The 25,261-nt window shown below is 52.4% G+C and carries 24 protein-coding genes and 1 other annotated feature; of the genes, 18 read left to right on the forward strand and 6 right to left on the reverse strand.

The features are described 5' to 3' along the window. Positions 1 to 37: 37 nt before the first annotated feature. From SPK40_RS10940 to SPK40_RS10965, 6 genes are all read left to right on the forward strand, one after another. Positions 38 to 256 (forward strand): hypothetical protein, encoded by a 219-nt coding sequence (locus tag SPK40_RS10940; protein WP_248141394.1) that lies wholly within the window; start codon positions 38 to 40, stop codon positions 254 to 256. A 99-nt stretch (positions 257 to 355) separates the two neighbouring features. Beyond that, positions 356 to 471, forward strand: a sequence feature (Thr leader region). Between the two features lie 91 nt (positions 472 to 562). Then, a complete protein-coding gene (thrA, locus tag SPK40_RS10945; protein WP_330960509.1) occupies positions 563 to 3,022 on the forward strand; it encodes a bifunctional aspartate kinase/homoserine dehydrogenase I in 2,460 nt (819 codons plus the stop codon). 2 nt (positions 3,023 to 3,024) lie between these two features. After that, the gene (gene thrB / locus SPK40_RS10950; RefSeq protein WP_248141389.1) at positions 3,025 to 3,981 is read left to right on the forward strand and encodes a homoserine kinase; all 957 of its coding nucleotides are present in this window, start codon (positions 3,025 to 3,027) and stop codon (positions 3,979 to 3,981) included. 2 nt (positions 3,982 to 3,983) lie between these two features. Further along, positions 3,984 to 5,273, forward strand: a complete 1,290-nt coding sequence (thrC, locus tag SPK40_RS10955; protein WP_330960510.1) for a threonine synthase — start codon at positions 3,984 to 3,986, stop codon at positions 5,271 to 5,273. A 240-nt stretch (positions 5,274 to 5,513) separates the two neighbouring features. Further along, entirely contained in the window at positions 5,514 to 6,008 is a 495-nt protein-coding gene (locus SPK40_RS10960) for a helix-turn-helix domain-containing protein (protein WP_248141386.1), read from the forward strand. A 199-nt stretch (positions 6,009 to 6,207) separates the two neighbouring features. Beyond that, positions 6,208 to 6,396: a ribbon-helix-helix domain-containing protein gene (locus SPK40_RS10965; RefSeq protein ID WP_248141384.1), complete on the forward strand. Its 189-nt coding sequence runs from the start codon at positions 6,208 to 6,210 to the stop codon at positions 6,394 to 6,396. Between the two features lie 24 nt (positions 6,397 to 6,420). Here the strand turns inward: SPK40_RS10965 and SPK40_RS10970 are convergent, their stop codons facing one another. Continuing rightward, positions 6,421 to 8,139 (reverse strand): SulP family inorganic anion transporter, encoded by a 1,719-nt coding sequence (locus SPK40_RS10970; RefSeq protein ID WP_330960511.1) that lies wholly within the window; start codon positions 8,137 to 8,139, stop codon positions 6,421 to 6,423. 140 nt (positions 8,140 to 8,279) lie between these two features. On the opposite strand from SPK40_RS10970, the gene SPK40_RS10975 reads away from it, so the two are divergent. After that, complete coding sequence (locus SPK40_RS10975; RefSeq protein WP_248141382.1) at positions 8,280 to 8,621, forward strand: zinc ribbon domain-containing protein YjdM; 342 nt, start codon at positions 8,280 to 8,282, stop codon at positions 8,619 to 8,621. 86 nt (positions 8,622 to 8,707) lie between these two features. Here the strand turns inward: SPK40_RS10975 and grcA are convergent, their stop codons facing one another. Continuing rightward, the gene (gene grcA, locus SPK40_RS10980) at positions 8,708 to 9,085 is read right to left on the reverse strand and encodes an autonomous glycyl radical cofactor GrcA (RefSeq protein WP_330960512.1); all 378 of its coding nucleotides are present in this window, start codon (positions 9,083 to 9,085) and stop codon (positions 8,708 to 8,710) included. 327 nt (positions 9,086 to 9,412) lie between these two features. Between grcA and SPK40_RS10985 the strand changes: the two genes are divergently transcribed. From SPK40_RS10985 to SPK40_RS10995, 3 genes are all read left to right on the forward strand, one after another. Beyond that, the gene (locus SPK40_RS10985) at positions 9,413 to 9,556 is read left to right on the forward strand and encodes a hypothetical protein (RefSeq protein WP_248141378.1); all 144 of its coding nucleotides are present in this window, start codon (positions 9,413 to 9,415) and stop codon (positions 9,554 to 9,556) included. Between the two features lie 63 nt (positions 9,557 to 9,619). Further along, complete coding sequence (gene ung, locus SPK40_RS10990) at positions 9,620 to 10,321, forward strand: uracil-DNA glycosylase (protein ID WP_330960513.1); 702 nt, start codon at positions 9,620 to 9,622, stop codon at positions 10,319 to 10,321. 80 nt (positions 10,322 to 10,401) lie between these two features. Continuing rightward, positions 10,402 to 10,941, forward strand: a complete 540-nt coding sequence (locus SPK40_RS10995) for a hemerythrin domain-containing protein (RefSeq protein ID WP_248141375.1) — start codon at positions 10,402 to 10,404, stop codon at positions 10,939 to 10,941. A 73-nt stretch (positions 10,942 to 11,014) separates the two neighbouring features. Here the strand turns inward: SPK40_RS10995 and SPK40_RS11000 are convergent, their stop codons facing one another. After that, positions 11,015 to 11,194, reverse strand: coding sequence for a DUF3545 family protein (locus SPK40_RS11000; protein ID WP_248141370.1), 180 nt, complete (start codon positions 11,192 to 11,194; stop codon positions 11,015 to 11,017). A 424-nt stretch (positions 11,195 to 11,618) separates the two neighbouring features. On the opposite strand from SPK40_RS11000, the gene SPK40_RS11005 reads away from it, so the two are divergent. Continuing rightward, positions 11,619 to 13,049: an alanine/glycine:cation symporter family protein gene (locus tag SPK40_RS11005; protein WP_248141369.1), complete on the forward strand. Its 1,431-nt coding sequence runs from the start codon at positions 11,619 to 11,621 to the stop codon at positions 13,047 to 13,049. A gap of 104 nt (positions 13,050 to 13,153) precedes the next feature. Further along, positions 13,154 to 13,927: a peroxide stress protein YaaA gene (gene yaaA / locus SPK40_RS11010; protein WP_330960514.1), complete on the forward strand. Its 774-nt coding sequence runs from the start codon at positions 13,154 to 13,156 to the stop codon at positions 13,925 to 13,927. A gap of 95 nt (positions 13,928 to 14,022) precedes the next feature. On the opposite strand, the gene srmB is transcribed toward yaaA, so the two are convergent. Both srmB and SPK40_RS11020 read right to left on the reverse strand, forming a co-directional pair. After that, a complete protein-coding gene (srmB, locus tag SPK40_RS11015) occupies positions 14,023 to 15,258 on the reverse strand; it encodes an ATP-dependent RNA helicase SrmB (RefSeq protein ID WP_330960515.1) in 1,236 nt (411 codons plus the stop codon). A gap of 161 nt (positions 15,259 to 15,419) precedes the next feature. Continuing rightward, the gene (locus SPK40_RS11020; RefSeq protein ID WP_330960516.1) at positions 15,420 to 16,154 is read right to left on the reverse strand and encodes a tRNA1(Val) (adenine(37)-N6)-methyltransferase; all 735 of its coding nucleotides are present in this window, start codon (positions 16,152 to 16,154) and stop codon (positions 15,420 to 15,422) included. Between the two features lie 355 nt (positions 16,155 to 16,509). Here SPK40_RS11020 and brnQ point away from each other — a divergent pair, with 355 nt between their 5' ends. After that, positions 16,510 to 17,820: a branched-chain amino acid transport system II carrier protein gene (brnQ, locus tag SPK40_RS11025; RefSeq protein ID WP_248141365.1), complete on the forward strand. Its 1,311-nt coding sequence runs from the start codon at positions 16,510 to 16,512 to the stop codon at positions 17,818 to 17,820. Between the two features lie 70 nt (positions 17,821 to 17,890). On the opposite strand, the gene fldB is transcribed toward brnQ, so the two are convergent. Then, positions 17,891 to 18,409, reverse strand: coding sequence for a flavodoxin FldB (gene fldB, locus SPK40_RS11030; RefSeq protein WP_248141363.1), 519 nt, complete (start codon positions 18,407 to 18,409; stop codon positions 17,891 to 17,893). 210 nt (positions 18,410 to 18,619) lie between these two features. Between fldB and xerD the strand changes: the two genes are divergently transcribed. The 5 genes from xerD (at position 18,620) to lysS (ending at position 25,144) form a co-directional block, all read left to right on the forward strand. Further along, a complete protein-coding gene (gene xerD / locus SPK40_RS11035; protein ID WP_248141719.1) occupies positions 18,620 to 19,474 on the forward strand; it encodes a site-specific tyrosine recombinase XerD in 855 nt (284 codons plus the stop codon). A 222-nt stretch (positions 19,475 to 19,696) separates the two neighbouring features. Further along, positions 19,697 to 20,419, forward strand: a complete 723-nt coding sequence (gene dsbC, locus SPK40_RS11040; protein ID WP_248141362.1) for a bifunctional protein-disulfide isomerase/oxidoreductase DsbC — start codon at positions 19,697 to 19,699, stop codon at positions 20,417 to 20,419. A gap of 182 nt (positions 20,420 to 20,601) precedes the next feature. Next, a complete protein-coding gene (gene recJ, locus SPK40_RS11045) occupies positions 20,602 to 22,329 on the forward strand; it encodes a single-stranded-DNA-specific exonuclease RecJ (RefSeq protein ID WP_330960517.1) in 1,728 nt (575 codons plus the stop codon). Positions 22,330 to 22,505: 176 nt separating this feature from the next. Further along, positions 22,506 to 23,604 (forward strand): peptide chain release factor 2 gene (gene prfB, locus SPK40_RS11050; protein WP_248141359.1). Its coding sequence is split into 2 segments (ribosomal slippage): positions 22,506 to 22,580 and positions 22,582 to 23,604, totalling 1,098 coding nucleotides; the frame shifts between segments, so codons are not numbered across the junction. A gap of 31 nt (positions 23,605 to 23,635) precedes the next feature. After that, positions 23,636 to 25,144 (forward strand): lysine--tRNA ligase, encoded by a 1,509-nt coding sequence (gene lysS, locus SPK40_RS11055; RefSeq protein WP_248141358.1) that lies wholly within the window; start codon positions 23,636 to 23,638, stop codon positions 25,142 to 25,144. Positions 25,145 to 25,261 lie beyond the last annotated feature (117 nt).

Consider the following 25,261-nt stretch of genomic DNA (forward strand, 5'->3'; position numbering starts at 1 on the left):
ACAGGAAAATAAAACAGCACATCAGGTTTACTATGCTATGGCCTTGGGTGAACTGCAATTGCAGATATGCGATTTAGGAAAAATTTATATTCATCATGCCTCAGCAGTATCAGATGAGCGCTTTCGACACCCGGTGCATGGTTTTTGTTTCAGGACGGTGGAAGCAGATCAAAACAAGCCCGCTTTTCCCCGGGAAAATTGTCTGATTTGGGATGTCACCGATTTTCAGACGGAAAAGCTATATTTCAACGAATGAAAAAATATTTCACTGATGAGTGTTGACTCAATGCTACCGATCGGGTAAACGTAATCAACACGCACACAACATTAGCAATTTTACTAAAAATCATGGCAATGAATCTTATCGGCACCACCACCATTATTATTACCGGCACAACCAGTGTTGGGGCGGGCTGATACGCGTAAGATTTTCAAAAAAAGCCCGCACTCCAGAGTGCGGGCTTTTTTTTACCATGAATTTAACGGTATGTTTTTCCAGTAAAAAATAACAAGACCGGATAAACTTGCCAGACAGTTCAAATTAACGGAAGTGGAGTAGGGAATGCGAGTGCTTAAATTTGGCGGCTCATCGTTAGCGGATGCCGACCGGTTTCTCAGAGCGGCGGATATCATCGCCAGTAATACGCATCAGGGTGAGGTTTCAGTCGTACTGTCAGCACCGGGAAAAGTCACGAATAAACTGGTTTCTGTCATTGAAACAACGGTAACGACCGGCGATGCCGAATTACAGCTCACCGATCTGGAGCAAACTTTTACCGGTTTGTTTGACGGTATTCAGGCACAGCTGCCAGCATTTGACCGTACGGCTGTGGATGCCAAGCTGGCCAGTACCATGGGGCAGCTGAAACAACTGGTTCACGGGATGAAGTTACTGGGCCAGTGTCCGGACAATGTGTACGCCCGTGTCATCAGTAAGGGTGAGCGCCTGTCGATTGTGGTAATGAAATCTGCGCTGGAAGCGAAAGGTTATACTGCCGATCTGATTGATCCTGTGGCTTCCTTGCTGGCGCATGGCGATTATCTGGAAGGTCATGTGGACATTGAAGCTTCCACTGAGAACTTCCGTCGTCAGCCGCTGGCAGAGGGTGTGGTGCACATCATGCCGGGCTTCACTGCAGGGAATGCGAAAGGGGAACTGGTGATTCTGGGCCGAAACGGTTCGGATTACTCCGCGGCGGTTCTGGCAGCCTGTTTACGTGCCGAATGTTGTGAAATCTGGACCGATGTGGATGGCGTTTACAACTGCGATCCGCGCCTGGTGCCGGATGCCCGCTTACTGAAATCTCTCAGCTATCAGGAAGCGATGGAGCTCTCTTACTTTGGTGCTTCCGTACTCCACCCGAAAACCATTGCTCCGATTGCTCAGTTCCACATTCCGTGCCTGATTAAAAACAGTTTCAATCCACAGGGCGCAGGAACCCTGATTGGTCAGGACACCGGTGAAGATAATCTGGCGATCAAAGGCATCACCACCCTGAAAAATCTGACCATGGTCAACGTGTCCGGTCCGGGGATGAAAGGCATGGTCGGTATGGCTGCCCGAGTCTTCGGGGCGATGTCCGCGGCCGGTGTGTCGATTGTGCTGATCACCCAGTCCTCTTCTGAATACAGTATCAGTTTCTGTATTGAAAGTGAGGACAAGCACGTTGCCGAGCAAGCACTGCGGAATAATTTCGAGCTCGAGCTGAAAGAAGGCCTGCTGGAACCGGTTGAATTTATTGATGACTCAGCAATTGTGACGCTGGTTGGTGACGGTATGCGTACCTCGCGGGGCGTGGCATCGCGGTTCTTCACTTCTCTGGCGGAGGTGAACGTTAACATCGTCGCTATTGCCCAGGGTTCTTCTGAGCGTGCTATTTCAGCCGTGATCCCGGCCAATAAAGTTTCTGAAGCGGTGAAAGCCTGTCACGAGAACCTGTTCAACAGTAAACATTTTCTGGATGTGTTTGTGGTCGGCGTTGGCGGCGTGGGCGGCGAACTGGTCGATCAGATCCAGCGTCAGCAGGAAAAACTGGCTGAAAACGGCATTGTGATCCGGGTCTGTGGTCTGGCAAACAGCCATGGCCTGCTGCTGGATAATAATGGCCTGCCGCTGGAAAACTGGCGTGACACCATGGGGCAGGCGACAGAAGCCTTTAACCTGGCCAGTCTGATCCAACTGGTGCAGCGCCACCATATCATCAACCCGGTGGTCATTGACTGTACGTCGGAACAGTCGATTGCAGATCAGTATGTGGATTTCCTTGCAGCAGGTTTCCATGTGATTACACCGAACAAGAAAGCGAACACCGCCAGCATGGCGTATTACCATCAGCTGCGTCAGGCAGCACGGGTAACCCGCCGTAAATTTATGTACGACACGACAGTGGGTGCAGGTCTGCCGGTCATCGAGAACCTGCAGAACCTGATGGCCGCGGGTGATGAGCTGGAACGGTTTGCCGGCATTCTGTCGGGTTCCCTGTCATTTATTTTTGGGAAGCTGGATGAAGGCATGAGCCTGAGTGAAGCAACCACGGTTGCCCGCAACAATGGCTTTACGGAGCCGGATCCGCGTGATGACCTGTCCGGCATGGATGTTGCCCGTAAGTTGCTGATCCTGGCCCGTGAAGCCGGTTATGCTCTGGAACTGGACGATGTTGTGGTAGAGCCTGCATTGCCGCCGGGCTTTGATCAGAGTGGTGACGTCGAAACTTTTATGCAGCGTCTGCCGGAAGCGGATGCGTATTTCAGGGATCTGGCGGAGAAAGCGGCGGATGAAGGCAAGGTCCTGCGTTACATTGGTGAAATCGACAACGGAAAGTGCACGGTGAAAGTGGCTGCCGTTGATCAGGACAACCCAATGTTCAAAATTAAGGACGGCGAGAATGCATTGGCTTTCTATAGCCGTTACTATCAACCCATTCCTCTGGTACTGCGCGGATACGGTGCCGGTACTGAAGTCACAGCTGCCGGTGTATTCGCTGATTTGATGCGTACCGTCGGCTGGAAACTGGGAGTGTAAGGATGAGTGTTACTGTTTATGCACCGGCATCAATTGGCAATGTCAGTGTGGGTTTTGATGTATTGGGGGCGGCTGTGTCGCCCATTGACGGTACCCTGCTGGGAGACAAAGTCACGGTGTCGGCTGGCCGCGAGCCGTTTACGCTGCGCTGCGAGGGTGATTTTGTTGCAAAACTGCCAGCCGAGCCTGAGCAGAATATTGTCTTTCACTGCTGGCAGGTCTTTTCCCGGGAGCTGGATAAAAAAGGTATTGCTCTACAGCCTGTGTCGATGACGCTGGAGAAAAATATGCCGATTGGCTCCGGTCTGGGTTCCAGTGCCTGCTCTATCGTTGCTGCGCTGGATGCGCTGAACCGTTTTCATGACAACCCGCTGAATGAGACCGAACTGCTGGCGCTGATGGGCGAGATGGAAGGGCAGATTTCTGGTGGTGTGCACTACGACAATGTCGCGCCCTGCTATCTCGGGGGGCTGCAATTGATGGTCGAGGAGCTGGGCATTATCAGCCAGTCCGTCCCATGTTTTGAGAACTGGTACTGGGTCATGGCTTATCCGGGCATTAAAGTGTCTACCGCGGAAGCCCGGGCGATATTGCCTGCGCAGTATCGCCGTCAGGATGTGATTGCCCACGGCCGTTATCTGGGCGGGTTCCTGCATGCCTGTCACAGCCAGCAGCCGGCCCTTGCCGCGAAAATGATCAAAGATGTCGTCGCGGAACCCTATCGTGAAAGCCTGCTGCCCGGTTTTAAAGAAGCCCGTCAATATGCGCTGGAAGCGGGGGCTCTGGCGAGCGGCATCTCGGGTTCTGGCCCGACAATGTTCAGTATCTGTGATGATCTGGAAGTTGCTGAGCGGATCGCCCGCTGGCTGCAGCAGCATTATGTCCAGAATGATGAAGGATTCGTCCATGTCTGTCGTCTCGACAGCCAGGGTTCAACAGAAATAGGAAGTGAGTATTAACCATGAAGCTGTATAACTTAAAAGATCATCAGGAAGAAGTGTCATTTGCCCAGGCCGTTCGTCAGGGGCTGGGCCGGAATCAGGGCCTGTTTTTTCCTTCTGAACTGCCGGATTTAGGCGATATTGACGCCTTGCTGGCTCAGGATTTTGTGACCCGCAGCAGCCGGATTCTGTCCGCATTCATCGGTGAAGAACTGTCGGCAGAAACCGTACAACAGATGGTGAGCAACGCCTTTCAGTTCCCGGCACCTGTGACTCAGGTGAAGGATGGCGTATATGCGCTGGAACTCTTCCACGGCCCGACGCTGGCTTTTAAAGATTTTGGTGGCCGTTTCATGGCGCAGTCGCTGGCTGCTGTGTCTGATGCTCAGGGAAATATCACGATTCTGACTGCGACTTCAGGTGATACCGGTGCCGCAGTGGCCCATGCGTTCTATGGCATGGACAACATCAAAGTCGTGATTCTTTATCCGAAAGGTAAGATCAGCCCGCTGCAGGAAAAACTCTTCTGTACCCTGGGCGGCAATATTCACACGGTCGCGGTGAATGGCACTTTCGATGACTGTCAGTCGCTGGTGAAGCAGGCGTTTGATGATGCTGAGCTGCGTCAGGAAGTGGGGCTGAACTCAGCCAACTCGATCAACATCAGCCGTCTGATGGCGCAAATCTGTTATTACTTCGAAGCGGTGGCACAGCTTCCGAAAGAAGCTCGTGGCAATCTGGTGGTTTCGGTGCCAAGTGGTAACTTCGGTAATCTGACGGCGGGTCTGCTGGCGAAAGCACTGGGTCTGCCGGTGAAACGTTTCATCGCAGCAACCAATGTCAACGATACGGTGCCCCGTTATCTGCTAAGCGGTAAGTGGGAGCCGAAAGCGACCATTCCGACCATTTCGAATGCCATGGATGTGAGCCAGCCAAACAACTGGCCACGCATTGAAGAGCTGTGTCAGAAGCAGGGCTGGGGTCTGAGCGAGCTGGGTTATGGCGCTGTGACTGATGAGCAGAGTGCAGAAACCCTGCGTCAGATGGATGCCGAAGGTTACCTGTGTGAGCCGCATGGTGCGATTGCTTACCGCGTGCTGAATGAGCAGCTGCAAGCCGGTGAAACCGGTCTGTTCCTGTGTACTGCGCATCCGGCCAAGTTCAAGGAAGTGGTAGAAGAGATTCTTGAGAAAGAAATCGATCTGCCGGCACCGCTGGCGAAGCACGGTGCAATGGAACTGCTGTCTGAAGAGCGCGATAACGATTTTGAGCAACTGAAAGTGGTACTGCGCGCAGTGCAGCCCGCATAACCAGGTGTGTTCACTGTTCTGCTTGAAAAGCCCCGTTTCGGGGCTTTTTTGTATCCGTCGAAAGAGTTCTTTTTCAAATGCAGCAATGTGATTCAGATGTTCTGTTTTTGTCTTGATATTCATGTAACTGTGTCTGATTTTTTGTTTCATTTTTCAGAGTGAACTAAGTTTGATATGGCGAGCACAGCCAGAGCAAAGAATCTGGTTCGCTTTTTTAAGTTGGCTGATTGAGGAAATGGAATGAAACTAGGTGAAGTCTTAAAGAAGGAACGGGTGAGGAAAGGGATATCTCTCACAGAGATGAGTCAGTCCTTAGGTTTGCCAGAGAATGAATATCAAGAAATAGAGGCCGGAAACAGCCCCGCGGAGCGTTGGGGAGGTGTACTGGCTCGTATTGCGATCGTCCTGGAAACGCCGTCGGCCAAGTTGGTGACTGAGTCCGGAAGATATGCGGATAAGCGAGAGGGTCAGTCCGGTCCACTGATTCGTGCATATCGGGAAAAGCATGAACTCAGTAAACAAAATGTGATTAATGATGTGAATAACTACATGGCGGGCTGGGACGGACAGGCATTGCTGACCCTGGCGGAATATGAGCAGATTGAGGCCAGCAAGTCCGGGCTGGAAAAATACGGTCCGATTTTTCTGGGGTTTGCAGAGCAAATTGAACAACCGGTGTTCAATTTGTTTTACCCATGTGCTCTCCCTTTTCATGAGTTGGATGATTATCCCTGAGCGAGCTCATTCAGGTATGTCATGATCCCGTGTTGACGTTGATACAGAAAAGCAATATCGGTAAGCAAACGCCGCAGCTTAAAAAGCTGCGTCTTTGTTTTTTGAGACCGGGTGAACCGGCTTTCAGATTCCGGCATTTCTTCGGTCAGGAGATTTGATTATAATTTGATTATCATAGTCAGACGAAGAGTATCAGAGAGTGGAAAGCAAAACGGCCCGTTTTACGGTATTGATGGATCCCAGAAAAAAGCAGGCATTTGAGAAGTTATGCGCCTCTCAGGATCTCACCCCTTCTCAGGTGGTTCGTCAGCTGATCCGTGAGTATCTGGAAAAACATGATGTCACTTATCTGACTGACGATACCACCAAAAACCCTCAGGTGAAGTAATCCGTTACCGGATTGACGCATCCTTCAGACGTCTGTCGCTTTGTCTTCAGGACGGTGTTTTGTGGCCATCTGCTGCGCAGGTAAATCCGGTTGAGTGCTGCTGTCATGAGCGATGGCTGCACTCAAGGCATCTTGGAGTGTCGCGCAGTGAAATTGCTCACCAATCAGTTCAATCACCCCAGCTTTACGCAGTTTGGCTGAGACCCGTGGATTTGCGTTGGAAATCAGCACGGTAATGCCGCGTTTTTGCAGGTTGCCAATCACGGAAGCCAGGGTTTTCAGGCCTGTCATATCGATAAAAGGGACCCATTTCAGGCGGATAATGACCGTGCCGGGATCGGTATGCGTGTTCGCCAGGATCCGGTCGAACTGATCTACGGCACCAAAGAAAAACGGTCCATCGACGGTAAATACCAGCACTCCGGGCGGGAGTTCCAGCATCCCTTGCTGCCTGATTTCATGATGTACTTCCTGATAAGTCGCTTCTTTGACTTCGACACTGCTGGCCATGCGTCGCAGAAAATGGAAGGTCGCCAGTAACACGCCGATGTTGACGGCGACCACCAGATCAGCAAAAACGGTGAGCAGGAAGGTGATCAGCAGAATGACCACATCAGCCGTCGGCGCCCGGCGAATCATCTGAACAAAATGATGGGCTTCACTCATATTCCACGCCACGACAAACAGAATGGCCGCCAGTGCTGCCAACGGTATGTAACTGGCCAGCGGTGCCAGCGCCAGCAGGATCAGTACCAGCGTCAGTGAATGAATAATGCCAGCCAGCGGGCTGGTACCGCCATTGCGGATGTTGGTGGCAGTTCGGGCAATCGCGCCTGTTGCGGCAAAACCGCCCAGTAAGGGAGCGGCGATATTCGCAATGCCCTGGCCAACCAGCTCCTGATTGGAGTTATGGCGCGTATTGGTCATCCCATCGGCGACGACAGCGGAAAGCAGAGACTCAATCGCGCCGAGCATGGCAACGGTAAAAGCCGGGCCGATCAGCTCGATGACCTGATCCCAGCTGGTGGACGGCAAAGAGAATTCAGGCAGCCCCTGAGGGATTCCGCCAAACTGACTGCCGATGGTGGCCACGCCGCTGAACTGAAATACAGACTGAAGCAGCGTGACTACCAGCAAGGCGACCAGTGGCCCCGGAATCCGTCTCATGCCCGGCAATTTCGGAGAAAACAGCGTCAGCAACAGTGCCGTGACTGCCAGTAAGGTAGTCACGACATGAAAATCAGGCAGAACCTGCAGTAACTGATACAGCTTGTTGTGGAAATGCTGGCCGCTGATTGCGGGCAGCCCGAAAAAATACTGCCACTGGCCGACCCAGATCACCACTCCAATGCCGGCTGTAAAGCCGGTGATCACAGGCGCAGGAATAAAGCGGATGATGCTGCCCAGTTTGGTCAGGCCAAGAAAGAGCAGCATGACGCCAGCCATCAGGGTTGCGACCTGTAACCCCGAGATACCGTATTGCGCGGTGATCCCGGACAGCACGACAATGAATGCGCCGGTTGGTCCGGCAATCTGTACCCGGCTGCCCCCCAGGGCAGAGACGAGAAAGCCGGCGACGATCGCGGTATAAAGCCCTTGCTCAGGTTTAGCGCCTGATGCAATGGCAAAAGCCATGGCCAGCGGCAGGGCCACAATCCCGACAATCACGCCTGAAATGATGTTTCTGACCCAGTGTTGGCGCTGGAATAAACCAGCCTGAAAAGCCTCTTTTACCGCAATCATGTCCGACCCGGATAGCAAATGAAGTGATAATTTAATGATAATTACATTATAATGTGGTGGCAATATCATCCAGCATTGGCAAGACCTCGCTGGGCGAATATCCTTAAGTTGATACTTTTATAAAAGAGAGACCGTTGAGCATGAGTGATACCTTACCTCCTTGCCCAGAGTGCAATTCGTCTTATGTCTATGAAGATCAGGATATGTTGATCTGTCCGGAATGTGGCCATGAGTGGATCCAGGGTGAAGTCGCTGTAGATCCGGATGCGCTGGTTGTGAAAGACTCGAACGGCAATGTCCTGCAGGAAGGTGACTTTGTCACCCTGATTAAAGACCTGAAAGTCAAAGGTTCTTCTTCAGTTGCGAAGGTGGGAACCAAAGTGAAGATCAACCGTCTGGTTGACGGTGACCACAACATCGACTGTAAGATTGATGGTATCGGTGCCATGATGCTGAAATCAGAGTTTGTGAAAAAAGCCTGATTCAGCGCTGAGATTCACACCGAAAAGAAAACGCCGCCGCTCAGAAAGCTGCGGCGTTTTTGTTGTTACAGCGGCTCGGCGAAGCCTTACAGCGTGTCTGTAAAGGTACGGGCAATCACATCACGTTGCTGCTCTGGCGTCAGCGAGTTGAAACGTACCGCATAGCCCGAGACACGAATGGTCAGCTGTGGATATTTTTCAGGGTGCGCGACGGCATCTTCCAGCGTTTCACGCTTGAGTACATTGACGTTCAGGTGCTGACCGCCTTCAATCCGTGGCGCCTGTTCAACAGGCAATTCACGGTATTCAAATTCGCCCAGTTCGTCAGCCGGAACTTCCTGCTCGGTACTGAAGCCTTCTGCGGCACACAGACAACGGGCTGTGCCATTGTCCGTATCCAGCAGCCAGATCGAATTCAGCAATTGTGGGTTGGCCGCTTGGGTGATTTGAATGCCTTTGATCATGGCAGCTCCTTGAGAGTGTTATATCGACAATGAAAGGATTTCAGGTCAGACACTGCGGTCTGCCTCAATGGCATCCTACCGCGTTGTGCCACCGGGCATTTGATCTGTATCAACCGGGTTACGCCCCCAAGACGGTATCCACTGCACAAATGACGCGCAAAAATGCGCATGATTGGGGCGGAGAATATAAATCATACAACTGAGTGGTCGCTTAGTAAGCAGTAAGATGCCGCGAAATCGCTGTAAAGACAGGCTGTTTGTCAGGCAGGAAAAGTTGGCATTGTTCTTTCATTGTAATGTTCAGACCTGATTTGTGAGGAAATCATCATGAGAGCATCTGCTTTGCCAGCCACCACAACCTGTATTCATCATTGTGCCCGTCTGCCACAGGCAAACCGCCCGATCCAGGGCCGGGGCCACTGGCGCACGCCCGTCGGACCGATGAGCCGCCCGAAATCCGCAACCGAATAGCCACACCGCAAGATTCAGGTAAAATGTCGGCTCATGAACTGAGTACGTGCAGCAGGAGCCGACATGTCTGCCCCGGAAACATCTATTTCTGCCCCTTTTGACTGGGCACAATTCTTACAACAGGAACGCAAGCAAGCCTATCTTCAGCAGGCAGAAGCCCGGGTCGCTGAGGAAAGGGCAGCAGGAAAAGCAATTTATCCGCCCGAAGCCTCTGTTTTCAGTGCTTTTGAGGCCACGCCATTTGAGCAGGTGAAGGTGGTGATCCTGGGACAGGATCCATACCATGGTCCCGGTCAGGCACACGGCCTGAGTTTTTCAGTGCAGCCGGGCGTGAAGGTACCGCCTTCGCTGGCCAATATGTACAAAGAACTGGCGACGGATATCGAAAGTTTTACCATCCCAGAGCATGGCTGTTTGCAATACTGGGCGGAACAGGGCGTTCTGTTGCTCAATACGGTGCTGACTGTTGAACAGGGAAAAGCCCACTCTCACAGTAAATTTGGCTGGGAAACCTTTACCGATCAGGTCATCGCCAGTCTGAATGAGCATCGGGAAGGTCTGGTTTTTCTGCTTTGGGGCGCTCATGCTCAAAAGAAAGGCAAACATATCGACCGTGAAAAGCACTGTGTGCTCGAAGCAGCACATCCGTCACCTTTGTCTGCTTATCGCGGCTTTTTCGGCTGCCGACACTTTTCTCAGGCAAATCAATGGCTGAGAAAAATTCATAAAAGTGAGATTGACTGGCAAATACCTGCACAAATTTAAGCCAACCTAATCTGGATCAAACCCATTTCGGCAGCCCGGTTTACACTTAAAGCTGGAAAGTTAGTGCCCGGGAGGTCGAAATGCTATTGGACAGTATTCACACCGAACATGGTTATATTAGCCGTCTGCTCAGGTTGTTACGCACTAAACTGACTGCGATCAGGGAAGGTCATGAAGTGAATTATCAACTTATTCGCGATATTGTGACTTATCTGCAGAATCAGGCTGAGCACTATCATCATCCCAAAGAGGATGTGATTTATCACTACTACATCAATCATTACGGTAATGAGCAGCGCATTCTGGATCTGGAAGCAGAGCACCTCGAACTGGCGGCTCTGACCGCAGAGTTTGCGGAGACGGTCGACATGATTCTGATGGATGCCGTGATCCCGCTGGACGTGTTTGCTGACAAGCTGAATGTGTTTGTTGAACGGCAGAAACAGCATCTGGAGATGGAGGAGAAACAGGTATTTCCGGCCATACGTAAACGCTTTACTTCAGCCGACTGGGCCGCTGTTGAGAGTGAATATCAGGATTGCCTGAGTGATCCGCTCTTTGGCCAAGAGGTGTCGGCCCAATACCGGGAACTGGCACGACGCCTGGAGCCGGAAGAATAAATTGATCTTTCATTGTAGAAGCACCGGCGGGGTGCCGGTGCTGTTCGTTATCTGGCGTATTGTACAACCCGGATCAGATGTCCACCTCGTCGGTGAACTCATGTAAGATGTCGATTTCCTGAAGTTCCTTTTTCAGGCGCTGTTTATCTTTCAGTGCTTCAATTTCCCGCCATTTCCGTTTTACCGGCTTACTGCGTGAATTACGGCGGGGTAAATCGCTTTCAAGTATATTGTCGAATCCGAAGCTATCCATAGTGCACCTCGCTCAATCCTGAGTATCGCTCAGATCAGGGAGCATATTGCCCCTTGGTCATCAGTTAAATATCACAATATGACTTAGAATAAAATTGAACCATTTCGCATTTGTTACCTATTTGTGAAACTCGTTCATTGCCCTGAAATCGGGCAATGGTTGGTCCAGTGGGCTCCAGACCCCTCAAACACTCACTTTTTCACGGACGCCATTGATTTTTGAGAACTAACTCATCATCATCGCTCAGGTTTTCATCAGTGCCGGGCAGGGAAGACCGGAAAGCCCTGAGCTGGCGCTTTTCAGGAGCACGCGATTTCGTGACCTGAGAGCGGCCTATACTGTGATGAAAGCTGAATGAATTCATACCGACTCGCATTGTCGGGTGGGTGGTTAAGCAGGGCGATGAGTACGCTAAGGGGTTGAAGTGACAAGTCAGCTAAATTTCCTGAATGATCTTCTGTGGGGATCGGTCCTGATTTATTTATTGATCGGGGTTGGGATCTTTTTTACCTACCGGTTGGGCTTTATTCAGTTCCGCCATTTTCTGCACATGTTTCAGGTTATGAAGAACAGCCGTAAATCTGATGCGGCGGGTATTTCTTCATTTCAGGCGTTGTGTACCAGTCTGGCAGCCCGGGTCGGAACCGGCAATATGGCCGGTGTGGCCGTGGCACTGACGCTCGGCGGGCCGGGTGCGATTTTCTGGATGTGGCTGATTGCGATGCTGGGGATGGCAACTGCTTTTGCAGAAAGTGCACTGGCTCAGCTGTATAAAACCCGCGATGATGACGGTAACTACCGCGGCGGGCCAGCCTATTACATGGAAAAAGGGCTGGGCATGCGCTGGATGGGCGTGGTCTTCTCTATCTTCCTGATTATTGCATTTGGTCTGGTTTTCAATGCTGTGCAGGCCAACTCAATTGCCAAAGCGATGAACGTGGCCTTTGGCTGGCAACCGCTTGTGGTGGGGATGGTTCTGGTCGCGCTGACCGGCTTTATTATTTTCGGCGGAATGCGGACCATCGCCCGGACGGCAGAAATTCTTGTACCGGTCATGGCGATTTGTTATCTGGCACTGGCGCTGGTCGTCGTGGCGATGAATATCGAGCAGGTGCCATCCGTGCTGGCGTTGATTTTCCGCAGTGCATTCGGTCTGGAAGAAGCCGCTTCAGGCGCGCTGGGGTATACCATCGCGCAGGGGATGATCAACGGCCTCAAGCGCGGTCTGTTTTCGAATGAAGCCGGGATGGGATCTGCCCCCAACGCGGCGGCATCTGCCACGCCTTATCCGCCGCATCCGGCGTCTCAGGGGTATGTCCAGATGCTGGGGGTGTTCACCGATACCATCGTCATCTGCAGTGCCACGGTCGCGATTATTCTGATTTCGGGCGAATACGTTCCCCACAGTGAAGTGACTGGCATTGAACTGACGCAGCGGGCGCTGTCTTCTCAGGTTGGCGGCTGGGGTGAAATCTTCATCGCCATTGCGATCTTTTTGTTTGCCTTTACATCGCTGGTGGCCAATTACTCCTATGCGGAAACCAATCTGATCTTCCTGGAGCATAACCACAAGGCGGGTCTGGCTATCTTCCGTCTGGTCGTGCTGGGGATGGTGATGTTTGGGGCGCTGGCTGAATTGCCGACGGTCTGGACCATGGCCGATATCTCAATGGGCATGATGGCCATTATTAACCTGATTGCGATTGTGCTGATGTCCGGCACTGTGGTGAAGCTGGCCAGAGACTATAACGCTCAGCTCTCGCTGGGTAAGGTACCGACCTTTGACAGCCGCCAGTATCCTGAGCTGCATGCTCAGTTGGACGAAGAAATCTGGACCCGTTCTCCGGAACGATAGGTCCGGCCGATGACAGAGAAAGCAAAAACCACGTGGGTTGTACGTGGTTTTTTTATGCCGAAATGGTACTCTTTGAGGCAGTTTAACGCACAGGAAATCGAAAAATGCTGATTGTGGTCTCGCCTGCCAAAACGCTGGATTATGAATCGCCTTTGGCGACAGAAACTTATACTCAGCCTGAACTCTTGGATCACTCCGCGGAGCTGATCGAGGTCTGCCGGACGCTAACTCCGATGGATATTGCCAGCCTGATGAAGGTGAGTGACAAAATCGCGGGTCTGAATGCTGCACGTTTTGCTGAGTGGCAGCCTGATTTTTCTCCGGCTAACGCCCGACAGGCGATTCTGGCATTTAAAGGTGACGTGTACACCGGGCTGGAAGCCGAAAGCATGCGCGAGGAAGATTTTACTTTTGCACAGCAACATTTACGGATGCTGTCTGGTTTATATGGCCTGTTGCGTCCGCTGGATCTGATGCAGCCTTACCGGCTGGAGATGGGAACCCGGCTGGCAAACGGCCGCGGTGCCAATCTGTATCAGTTCTGGGATAACATCATCACGGATAAACTGAATACCGCACTGGCGGAGCAGGGTGACGATATCCTGATCAATCTGGCTTCAAACGAATATTTTAAAGCGGTGAAGCCGAAATCGCTCAAAGGGAAGGTGGTGACGCCAGTCTTTAAAGACTGTAAGAACGGCCAGTACAAAGTCATCAGTTTCTTTGCGAAAAAAGCGCGAGGTATGATGGCGCGTTATATCATCGATAACCGTCTGACATCGGTTGAACAGCTGAAACAATTTGACGTGGCAGGCTATTATTTCTCGCCGGAAGAATCGACGGATAAAGAGCTGGTGTTCAAGCGCGAAGAACAGTAATCGCAGAAAGCTGAAGTCAGCTTACATGATTGAAAAAAAGGGCCGGATGATTCATCCGGCCCTTTTTGTTGTTCAGGTTTTGCAGTCAGGACAGCTTACTTCGCAGATTTCTTTTTCGTCGCTTTTTTCTTGGTGCCTGTTTTTTTGTTGTCTTTGGTTTTTTTCTTTTTCTTCACCGTGGTCGGTTTTTTGTTTTTCGGGCGCATGCCTTCAATGAACCGCTCCGGCACTTCTTCTTTCATGTAACGGCCAACCCGTTCGATCATCGCCTGATCATGCGCTTCAACTAGGGAGATGGCAGTCCCTTTCTTACCGGCACGTGCTGTCCGGCCAATACGGTGCAGGTACACATCCGCGGTGCGTGGCATATCGAAGTTGATAACGTGGCTGACATCCGGCAGGTCGATCCCGCGCGCGGCAACATCTGTTGCGATCAGGACATTCACTTCCCCTTCGCTGAAACGACGGATGGTGTTATTGCGGCTCGCCTGTGCCATTTCGCCCTGAATCCAGCAGCAAGGCACTTGCATCGCCGCCAGCTGATCGCGCAGTTCCGCCAGACGCTCACGGGTTTTGACAAAAATAATGCTGCGCTCGGCCTGCTCTTTCAGGATATTTTCCAGCAGTGCCAGCTTGTGCGTCATGTCGTCACAGCGGTGATAGACTTGCTGAATCTTCTTGCGCTCGCGACGAGGCGGCTCGGCGTTGACTTCAACCGGCTCATTCAAAATGGTGTGGGAAAACTCACGGACCCCTTTGCCTTCCAGCGTTGCCGAGAACAACAGGCTCTGACGGCGCCAGCGGCATTCATCATGCACGCGTTTCACCACAGATCCGAAGCCCATGTCCAGCATGCGGTCAGCTTCATCCAGGATCAGACATTCAATGGCACGGCAATCGAATTTTTCCCCTTCGATGTATTCCATCAGACGGCCCGGTGTGGCGACCACGATGTCCTGAGTTTTGCCCAGATACTCTGCGTGTTCGTCATAAGAGATCCCGCCGGTAATGGTGAAGATCTTTAAATCGGTATGTGCGGCCAGTGCTTTCGCCTGCTCGGCGACCTGAATCGCCAGTTCACGGGTTGGCGTCAGGATCAGAACCCGGGCCGGACCCGGCTTGCGGCGCGGGAAGTCCAGCAGGTGCTGAATCATTGGCAGCACAAAGGCTGCAGTTTTTCCGGTACCCGTCGGGGCGGAAGCCAGTACGTCACGGCCATCCAGGGCATGAGGGATAGCTTCAGCCTGTACAACGGTCGGACGGGAAAAGCCCATGTCTTCAATCGCCTGTAGCAGCTGGCCATCTAACTCTAATTCGGAAAAATCTCTCACCTGTCTTACTCCTCGGTCGCTTGCGGCCCGCGTTCATGTCTTGGAGGCGGGCAGAGCACTGCTGTGATTCAGTTAAGGGGCGGCATTATAGTGTGAATTGATGCAAGTATCACCGATTAAAGCACAAAAACTTAGCCAGCCGTTGCCGGATACCATTTTACTCAGAGTTTGAGGTAGAAGGCCCGGGTCAGCTCGGTGAATTCCGGTGAGTACTGGCCGTTCTGATGGATGGTCAGCGTTGTCTGCTCGTGGTCACCGGGCTGGTGCATGAGTTCGATTAAAAGACGGGAAACTGGTTTGGCGGTTGTGCTCCGGACCTGACACAACCGGCGACAGTGCAGCTGATGATCAGCCAGCATCGTCAATAAAGCTTCCCCTTCGGTCAGTGGCAGGATCAGACTGGCGCATCCGTCTGCGGCCAGCAGATGTCTGAGACCGGTCAGCAGCGCCTGATGAGACAGGGTATCAGTATGACGTGCGGTTGCCCGGCGCTGGCAGCTGGCCTGTTCACCACTGTTGAAATAAGGCGGATTACACCAGATCGCGCTGAAAGAACCTGCGGCTTGTGCGGCTGCCCACTCCCGGATGTCCTGTTGTTCGGCCTGAAGGCGGTTGTGCCACGGTGAAGCGGCAAAGTTCTGACGGGCTGCCGCCACAGCTGCCGGATCAATATCAACGGCAAGGATCTTCGGGGCACTGGCCTGAGTGCGTTGTGCCGCCATCAGCGCCAGCAGACCGCTGCCGCAACCGATGTCGAGCAGGGCGTTGCGGCCGGGCGTTGTCGCGGATTGCGGGAGCTGCGCCCAGGCACCCAGTAATACGCCGTCAGTGCTGACGGGCATCCCGCAACCGTGGTCATCCACGTGGAATTGTTTAAACGTAAAACCTTTTTTCATCGAATGATTCGCGGACGTCGGTTAAGAAAATCGGATCGCTATTATACCCGAAGGCCCGGTAAATCTATGCTGACACTGTAAACTCAGGCCTTATCCTGGTTAAATCCTCTGTTTTGGATGTTTTGTGACCACGTATCGCTATGGTTATGATTTCTGAATTCTTGCCGTTATTTGGTGTAATATTCCGTTAATTTCATCGATAGGCCAAAGAAAGTGGTGTTTTTGGCTGCGAGGTTGCCACTGGCGTTCTTTTGCTTCATTATGCTGCCTCTTTTGCTGCGTATAGTGATATATGCCAGCGCTATAACTTTTATATGCAAATACAACTAAACAACAGACGAGTGGAAGGTGCAGTTTGAAAGACACACTCAAAGTTTCAGATATATTAGCGATTGGTTTCATGACCTTCGCGTTTTTCCTGGGAGCCGGGAATATTATTTTCCCGCCACAAGCCGGTCTGAGTGCGGGGGATAACCTGCTGCCGGCCATGTTCGGCTTTCTGTCGACCGCTGTGGGTCTGCCGCTGATCGGCATTATCGCCGTTGCGGTTGCCGGTGGTGGCTGGAAAGGCCTGACCCGCGATTTGCCGCCATTTATGGCGACTCTGATGGCAGTCCTGATTTTTATCATTATCGGCCCTGCATTTGCTGCACCGCGTACCGGTCTGGTGGCGTATGAAATGGCAGTCAAACCGTTTCTTGAAGATGCCGGACAAACCAGCCTGACCATTTTTTCTGTCGTCTTTTTTGCGCTGGCTCTGTTCTTTGCCTGGTCTCGCGGCAAACTGATTGATTCGATTGGTAAACTGCTGACACCTGCACTGTTTGCGGTGCTGGCGATTCTGGCTGTGGCTGTTTTCATGAACCCGCAAAGTGAGATCCTGTCGGCGCAGGGTGATTACGCCAACATGGCGTTCACGAAAGGTTTCCTGGAAGGTTATAACACCATGGATACCTTCGCGGCGCTGATGTTCGGTATGCTGATTGTGGACGTGATCCGCAGCAAAGGGATCAAAGATGAGAAAGCGACCTGCAAATACCTGATGATGGCGGGTGTGATTGCAGCAGCAGGTCTGGCATTCGTTTATGTTTCTCTGTTCTATCTGGGTGCGACCAGCGCAACAGTTGCTGAAGGTGCCAGCAATGGCGGTGCGATCCTGGCTGGCTATGTTCTGGCATTGTTCGGTCCGGTTGGACAGTACATTCTGTCTGCGATTGTGATGCTGGCCTGCCTGACCACAGCGATTGGCTTGATCAGCGCCTGTTCGGATTACTTCAGTTCACTGACCCGCCTGTCTTATGAGGCTTGGGCTGTGATTCTTGCTGTGATCTGCGGTGTGGTGGCAAATGTGGGTCTGAATCAGCTGATCAGTCTGTCTGTTCCTGTCCTGTTTGCACTGTATCCGGTCGCTGTGGCACTGGTACTGCTGACTTTTGTACGTCGTTTCCTGCCGAATCCGCGTCTGGCGTACCGTGTGGTGCTGTTGGTCTCTCTGGTCTTCAGCCTGATCGATGCGGCGAAAGTTGTTGGTCTGAACGTATCTTTCCTGAACTTCCTGCCGTTGTTTGAGTACGGCATGGCGTGGACGATGCCGACGCTGCTGGCTCTGGTAGTGACTCGCTTTATCCGTGCGGACATCCGCGAGCCGGAAGTACAACAGGCTTAACTTCGGTTTCCTGAAAAAACGCCCCGCAGATGCGGGGCGTTTTTATTTGTGATGCCTGATTTATGAGGCCTTAAAGGGAATCACCGTATTCTGTCAGTACCTGCTCGCACCATTGCTCGATACGCTCATCACTGAATTCATACTGGCTGTCTTCATCCAGCGCCAGGCCGACAAACAGAGACTTGTCTTCAGTCAGTGCTTTTGACGCTTCAAAGTTGTAGCCCTGATTTGGCCAGTAGCCGACAAACTGAGCGCCGGTTGGCAGCAGTTTATCGTGCAGCATGCCCATGGCGTCCAGATACCATTCGGTATAGCCTTCCTGATCGCCCAGTCCGAACAGCGCAATGGTTTTCCCGGTCAGCGTCAGGCCGTCGAGCTGTTCCCAGACCGCTTCCCAGTCTTCCTGCAGTTCGCCAAAATCCCAGGTTGAGATCCCCAGGATCAGCAGGTCATACTGGTTCATGTCGCTGAGGTTGGCATCTTTGATATTGTGCAGATCCACCAGATCTTCGCCGATGCAATCGCGGATTTTTTCCGCGGTCATTTCGGTATAGCAGGTGGTCGAGCCGTAAAACAGGCCGATTTTCATACTGATAATTCCTGGGGTGGCAACAAATTTGGGCTGATTTTACCCTCTCAGGCGCTTCGGTGCACCCTTCCTTACCCACCAGCTAGTTACATTGCCTGTGAAATTCAGTACTATGCTTCAAAATACTGTATTTATATCCAGATGTTTTAGGAGCGGTGTGACGTGGACAATAACAATGACATCACCCTGATCGAACGCTTTTTAGATGCGATGTGGATGGAGCGGGGGCTGTCGGAAAATACCTTGTCTTCCTACCGGAACGATTTGATGAAGTTACAGCAGTGGCTGGCTGATCGTAGTCGCGATCTGCTCACGCTTCAGTCGAGCGATTTACAGAATTATCAGCAGTGGTTGTTTGATGAAGATTTCAAGCAAAGCTCACGGGCCAGGATGACCTCTGCACTCCGCAGATTGTTCCAGTATTTGCACCGCGAGAAGCTTCGCGATGATGATCCGAGTGCGCTGCTGCACAGCCCGCGTCTCCCGAAGCGTCTGCCGAAAGATATCACTGAAGCGCAGGTCAGTGATTTGCTGAACGCGCCGGATGTCAACGATCCGCTGGAACTGCGCGATAAAGCCATGCTGGAATTGCTGTACGCGACGGGTTTGCGTGTGACCGAACTGGTCAGTCTGAGAATGGATAATGTCAGCCTGCGTCAGGGCGTCGTGCGGGTGACCGGTAAAGGGGACAAAGAGCGGCTGGTTCCGATGGGAGAAGAGGCGCTGGAATGGATTGAGACCTTCCTGAGCCACGGGCGTCCGCAACTGTTGGGCGAGGTCAGCTCCGATGTCCTGTTTCCGAGCAAACGTGCCCGGCAGATGACCCGCCAGACGTTCTGGCACCGGATTAAACATTATGCGGTGATCGCCGGTATTGATGCCGATACTTTGTCGCCGCATGTGATGCGCCATGCCTTTGCAACCCATTTGCTGAATTATGGAGCGGACTTGCGTGTGGTCCAGATGCTGCTGGGACACAGTGATTTATCCACGACTCAGATCTATACTCACGTAGCAACGGAACGCCTGAAACAACTGCATCAGGAGCATCATCCTCGGGCGTAATTTCTGATAACTCCGGCGTATTCGGGTAACGATGATCCAGAAAATGATGCACCTTGTTACAGAGAAGCAGACCATACTGTGAAGTGGGGCTGAGATCCCAATCATGTCCAGTGAAACTCAGCTGGATATGAAATGACTTGCCTTTTGGCGCTGAACTTTGAAAGATGGGTGGACTCTAACGGTCCGTACCTTTATCACACACGTTTTGTTAAGGATGTTTTCATGCCATTTTCCTGCCGTCCCCTGCTTGTTGCGCTGGCTGCGTTCACGGCTTTTTCTGCCAGTGCAGAACCGAACGCCCGTGCCATTGAAGCTACGCTGTCCCCACTGGGTCTGACCGCTGCATCGGTTAAGCCGTCACCCATTCAGGGAATGAGTGAGGTGGTTACTGAGCGCGGCATTATCTATATGTCTGATGATGGCCAGTACTTTCTGGCAGGCCACCTTTATCAGTCGGTCAATGGTGAGCCGGTCAACCTGACGGAACAGAAACTGGCATCTATCAATAAAGACAAACTGAAAGGCATGGAAGGCGAGATGATTGTCTATCCGGCCAAAGATGAAAAATACGTCGTCACCGTGTTTACCGACACCAGCTGCGGTTACTGCCGTAAGTTACACAGTGAAATGCAGGCCTATAATGATGCCGGGATTACCATCCGTTATCTGGCATTCCCGCGTGGCGGTGAGCGTTCGCAGAACTTTGGCGAGATGAGCGCCATCTGGGCTGCCAAAGATCGTGTCAAAGCGATGGACGAAGCCAAAAAAGGCAAACTGGATATCGAACACAGCCCGCACAACGACGATCTGGTGATGAAGCATTATCAGCTGGGTGTTGCAATGGGTGTATCAGGCACGCCTGCACTGGTGCTGCAAGATGGCACCATGCTGCCGGGTTATCAGCCGCCGAGCCGCCTGTTGCAATTTCTCAACAGCCGCAGTTAACGGCGTCATGTCCAGCCCACAGCCCGCAATCATATGCGGGCTGTTGTTTATTCTACCTGCCTGACGGATATAAAACTGTGAATCAGCTGCCCGGCGGATCGTGCCCGGGTACCCGCCATGGCGGTTTTTTGGTATAACAGCTCTCCATCATTTCAGCCTGCACAACACCAACAAGAAATTGCATGAAAATCGAAATCAAACGTCGCCCGGAAGCAGACACCTCAGGTTTTTCGTCTTCGGTTCACCCGCTGTTAAAGCGTATTTATGCCAGTCGCGGCCTGCGCACAGACACAGATTTAGAACGCGGCGCCAGAGGGCTGCACAGTTACGACCAGCTGAACGGGATTGATGCGGCAGTCAGCCTGCTTGTTCATGCCTTGCAGACGCACCAGCGGATTATCATTGTGGGAGATTTCGATGCCGACGGGGCAACGAGTTCGGCCTTGTCGGTGCTGGCGCTGCGCCAGCTGGGATGCCGCAACGTGGATTATCTGGTCCCCAACCGCTTTGATGACGGCTATGGCCTGAGCCCGGAAGTTGTGGAGCAGGCGCAAGCCCGGGGCGCTGAAATGATTATGACGGTGGATAATGGTGTGTCTTCCGTATCCGGTGTTGCCGCTGCGAAAGAGAAAGGCATTCAGGTGCTGGTGACCGATCACCATTTGCCGGGGGAGATTTTGCCCGCAGCAGATGCGATTGTGAATCCGAACCTGCACCAGTGTGATTTTCCGTCGAAGGCGTTGTGCGGCGTCGGTGTGGCATTTTATCTGATGCTCGCGCTACGTGCAGAGCTGCGCAGGCTGAACTGGTTTACAGAGCAGGGCATTCCCGAGCCCAATCTGGCCGGATTATTGGATCTGGTTGCGCTGGGAACCGTGGCGGATGTGGTGGCACTGGACGGGAACAACCGGATTTTGGTGCACCAGGGACTGCAACGTATCCGGGCCGGACAATGCCGTCCGGGGATTCGGGCTCTGATCGAAGTGGCGAACCGTGATGCTTCACGGCTGGTTGCCAGCGATCTGGGATTCGCACTCGGCCCACGTATTAACGCAGCCGGCCGGTTGGATGACATGTCTTTCGGGGTTGAGCTGCTGCTTTGTGAGGATATGCAAACAGCGCGGCGGATGGCCGTTGAGCTGGATGGCCTGAATCAGACCCGCAAAGAAATCGAGCAGGGCATGAAAGAAGAAGCGCTGGCGATTTGTGAGCGCTTGAAGTTCAACCAGAAAGACATGCCTTACGGTCTGGCTTTGTATCAGGCGGACTGGCATCAGGGCGTCATCGGAATTCTGGCTTCACGGATTAAAGAACTGTATCACCGCCCGGTGATTGCTTTTGCGTCGGCGGGTGAAGGCGAAATGAAGGGGTCCTGCCGTTCCATTCCGGGCTTGCACATGCGGGATGTACTGGATCGGATTGATACGCGCCAGCCGGGGATGATCCTGAAATTTGGCGGTCATGCAATGGCAGCGGGCCTGACACTGAAAACTTCTCAGTATGAGGCCTTCAGTGCTGCTTTTGATCAGGCGGTACGTGAAGAGCTTGATGAATCGGCGCTCAAAGGGGTGTTACTGACCGATGGTGAACTCGCGGGCCGGGATATGAATCTGGAAACCGCGGAACTGCTGCGTGGTGCCGGCCCCTGGGGACAGCAATTTCCGGAGCCCAGTTTTGATGGCCGGTTTCGCCTGCTGCAGCAGCGGCTGGTCGGCAGTAAACACCTGAAAATGATTCTGGAACCAATTGACGGCGGCAGCATGATTGATGCGATTGCCTTTAACATTGATGTGAGGCGCTGGCCGGATGCGTCGGTACAGCAGGTGGATTTGGTTTATCGTCTGGATGTGAACGAATTCAGGGGCAACCGCAGTGTTCAGCTGATGGTGGAACACCTTGAAGCCGTATGAATTTTTTCGAAACGGAGCCTTGGGCTCCGTTTCCTTTTTGCCGTCCTGAATTTCCGGCTGTCAATCCTGAGGCGGAAATAAAGGATAAGTTTTGTGATCCTCTGTTTATTCTTGCCGCAATTCGCTAAAATCCCCCGGTTGTGTCCGTTTCGGCGAAAAGGCTAAGAAGAGTGGCAATGTTCGAAGTTAATCCAATTAAAAACCGTCTTGAGGATGTGTCTGCACGGACTGACATCCTTAGGGGGTACCTTTGACTACGATGCTAAGAAAGAGCGTCTGGAAGAAGTCAATGCAGAATTAGAACAACCTGATGTATGGAATGAGCCAGAGCGTGCTCAGGCATTGGGTAAAGAGCGTGCAGCGCTGGAAGCGGTGGTAGAAACCATCGACCAGCTGGACCAGGGCGTTGAAGACGTTGAAGGTCTGCTGGAGCTGGCGATTGAAGAGAACGATCAGGAAACCTTTGACGAAATTGGTCCTGAGCTGGATGAGCTGGTCACTAAGCTGGAGCAGCTGGAATTCCGCCGCATGTTCGCTGGCGATCACGATTCGTCCGACTGTTACGTGGACCTGCAGGCAGGTTCAGGCGGTACCGAAGCACAGGATTGGACGTCAATGATGCTGCGCATGTACCTGCGCTGGGCAGAAGCCAAGGGTTTCAAGACAGAAGTGATTGAAGTCTCTGAAGGTGATGTTGCGGGTCTGAAATCGGCAACGGTGAAAATCACCGGCGAATATGCATACGGCTGGCTGCGCACCGAAACCGGTGTTCATCGTCTGGTCCGTAAGTCACCGTTTGACTCAGGCGGCCGTCGTCATACGTCTTTTGCGTCTGCTTTCGTATACCCGGAAGTGGATGACAATATTGATATCGATATCAATCCATCCGATCTGCGTATCGACGTTTACCGTGCGTCCGGTGCGGGTGGTCAGCACGTTAACACCACGGAATCTGCGGTACGGATTACGCACGTACCAACCAATACTGTGGTTCAGTGCCAGAATGACCGTTCTCAGCACAAGAACAAAGATCAGGCCATGAAACAGCTGAAAGCGAAGCTGTTTGAACTGGAAATGCAAAAGCAGAACGCCGAGAAACAGGCGAATGAAGATGCGAAGTCTGATATCGGCTGGGGAAGCCAGATCCGCTCTTATGTGCTGGATGATTCCCGAATCAAAGATCTGCGTACCGGTGTCGAAAACCGCAACACCCAGGCGGTGCTGGACGGCGACCTGGACCGCTTCATTGAAGCAAGCCTGAAATCCGGTCTGTAATACCGGCCCTGAACTGTTGTTAAGGTTAACCATGACTGAACTAGTACAAGACGAGAACAAACTGATTGCTGAGCGCCGCGCGAAACTGGAACAGATTCGTCAGGATTGCAAAGCAAACGGCCACCCGAACGATTTTCGCCGCGACAGCCTGGCTGCCGATCTTCAGACTGCTTTTGGTGAAAAGACCAAGGAAGAGCTGGAAGAAGCAGGTCAAGTGGTTGCGATTGCTGGCCGTATCATGGCCAAACGTGGTCCATTCCTGGCCATTCAGGATGTATCCGGCCGTATTCAGGCTTACGCTTCGAAAGATGTACAAAAAGAGCTGAAAGAAAAATATTCAGGTCTGGATATCGGTGACATCATCGGTATCAAAGGTGTGCTGCATAAATCCGGTAAAGGCGACCTGTACGTCAATATGGATGAGTACCAGCTGCTGACGAAAGCACTGCGTCCGCTGCCGGAAAAATTCCACGGTCTGACCGACCAGGAGATGCGCTACCGTCAGCGTTATGTGGATCTGATCGTGAATGAAGAATCCCGTAACACCATGCTGATGCGCTCGAAAGTGGTGAACGCGATTCGTCAGTTCATGACCACCAAAGGCTTCATGGAAGTAGAAACACCGATGATGCACGTGATCCCGGGCGGTGCGACTGCACGTCCTTTCATCACGCATCACAATGCGCTGGACATCGACATGTATCTGCGTGTTGCGCCTGAGCTGTACCTCAAGCGTCTGGTTGTGGGTGGCTTTGAGCGTGTGTTCGAAATCAACCGTAACTTCCGTAACGAAGGTCTGTCTCCACGCCACAACCCGGAATTCACCATGATGGAATTCTATATGGCGTATGCGGACTATCGTGATCTGATGGACCTGACCGAAGAGATGCTGAGCTCCATTGCGCTGGATCTGTGCGGTACGACAGGTCTGCCATACGGTGATGAGACCATTGAGTTCAAAGGTCCATATCCTCGCATGAGCATGCTGGAAGCGATCAAGCACTACAACCCGAACAACGAAACCATTCAGGGTCTGACTTATGAGCAGGTTCAGGATCGTGACCTGATGGTGAGCATTGCGAAATCGCTGCACATTGAGGTGGAGTCGTTCTGGACTTGTGGTCAGCTGCTGGAAGAAATCTTCGGTGAAACTGCTGAGCCGAAACTGCTGCAGCCAACGTTCATCACAGAATATCCTGCAGACATTTCTCCGCTGGCGCGTCGTAATGATGAAAACCCGTTCATCACTGACCGTTTTGAGTTCTTCATCGGTGGCCGCGAAGTGGCAAACGGCTTCTCGGAGCTGAACGATGCAGAAGATCAGGACCAGCGCTTCAAAGCGCAGGTGGATGCGAAAGACGCCGGTGATGATGAAGCGATGTTCTATGACGCTGACTACATTACGGCGCTGGAGCATGGCCTGCCACCAACAGCTGGCCAGGGCATCGGGATTGACCGTCTGGTGATGCTGTTTACCAACAGCCACACGATTCGTGATGTGATTCTGTTCCCGGCCATGCGCCCGCAGAACAATCAGTAATAGCGAATCGCTCTGAATCTGAAAAGCCACTTCCCCGGAAGTGGCTTTTTTTGTCTCAGCCAGAACATGATCTGAGTCCGGCAAGCATACTTCTGTTTTATATAACATTTTTTATCT

Origin of the sequence: Photobacterium sp. 53610, from assembly GCF_036409375.1 — a bacterium.
Taxonomy (GTDB): domain Bacteria; phylum Pseudomonadota; class Gammaproteobacteria; order Enterobacterales; family Vibrionaceae; genus Photobacterium.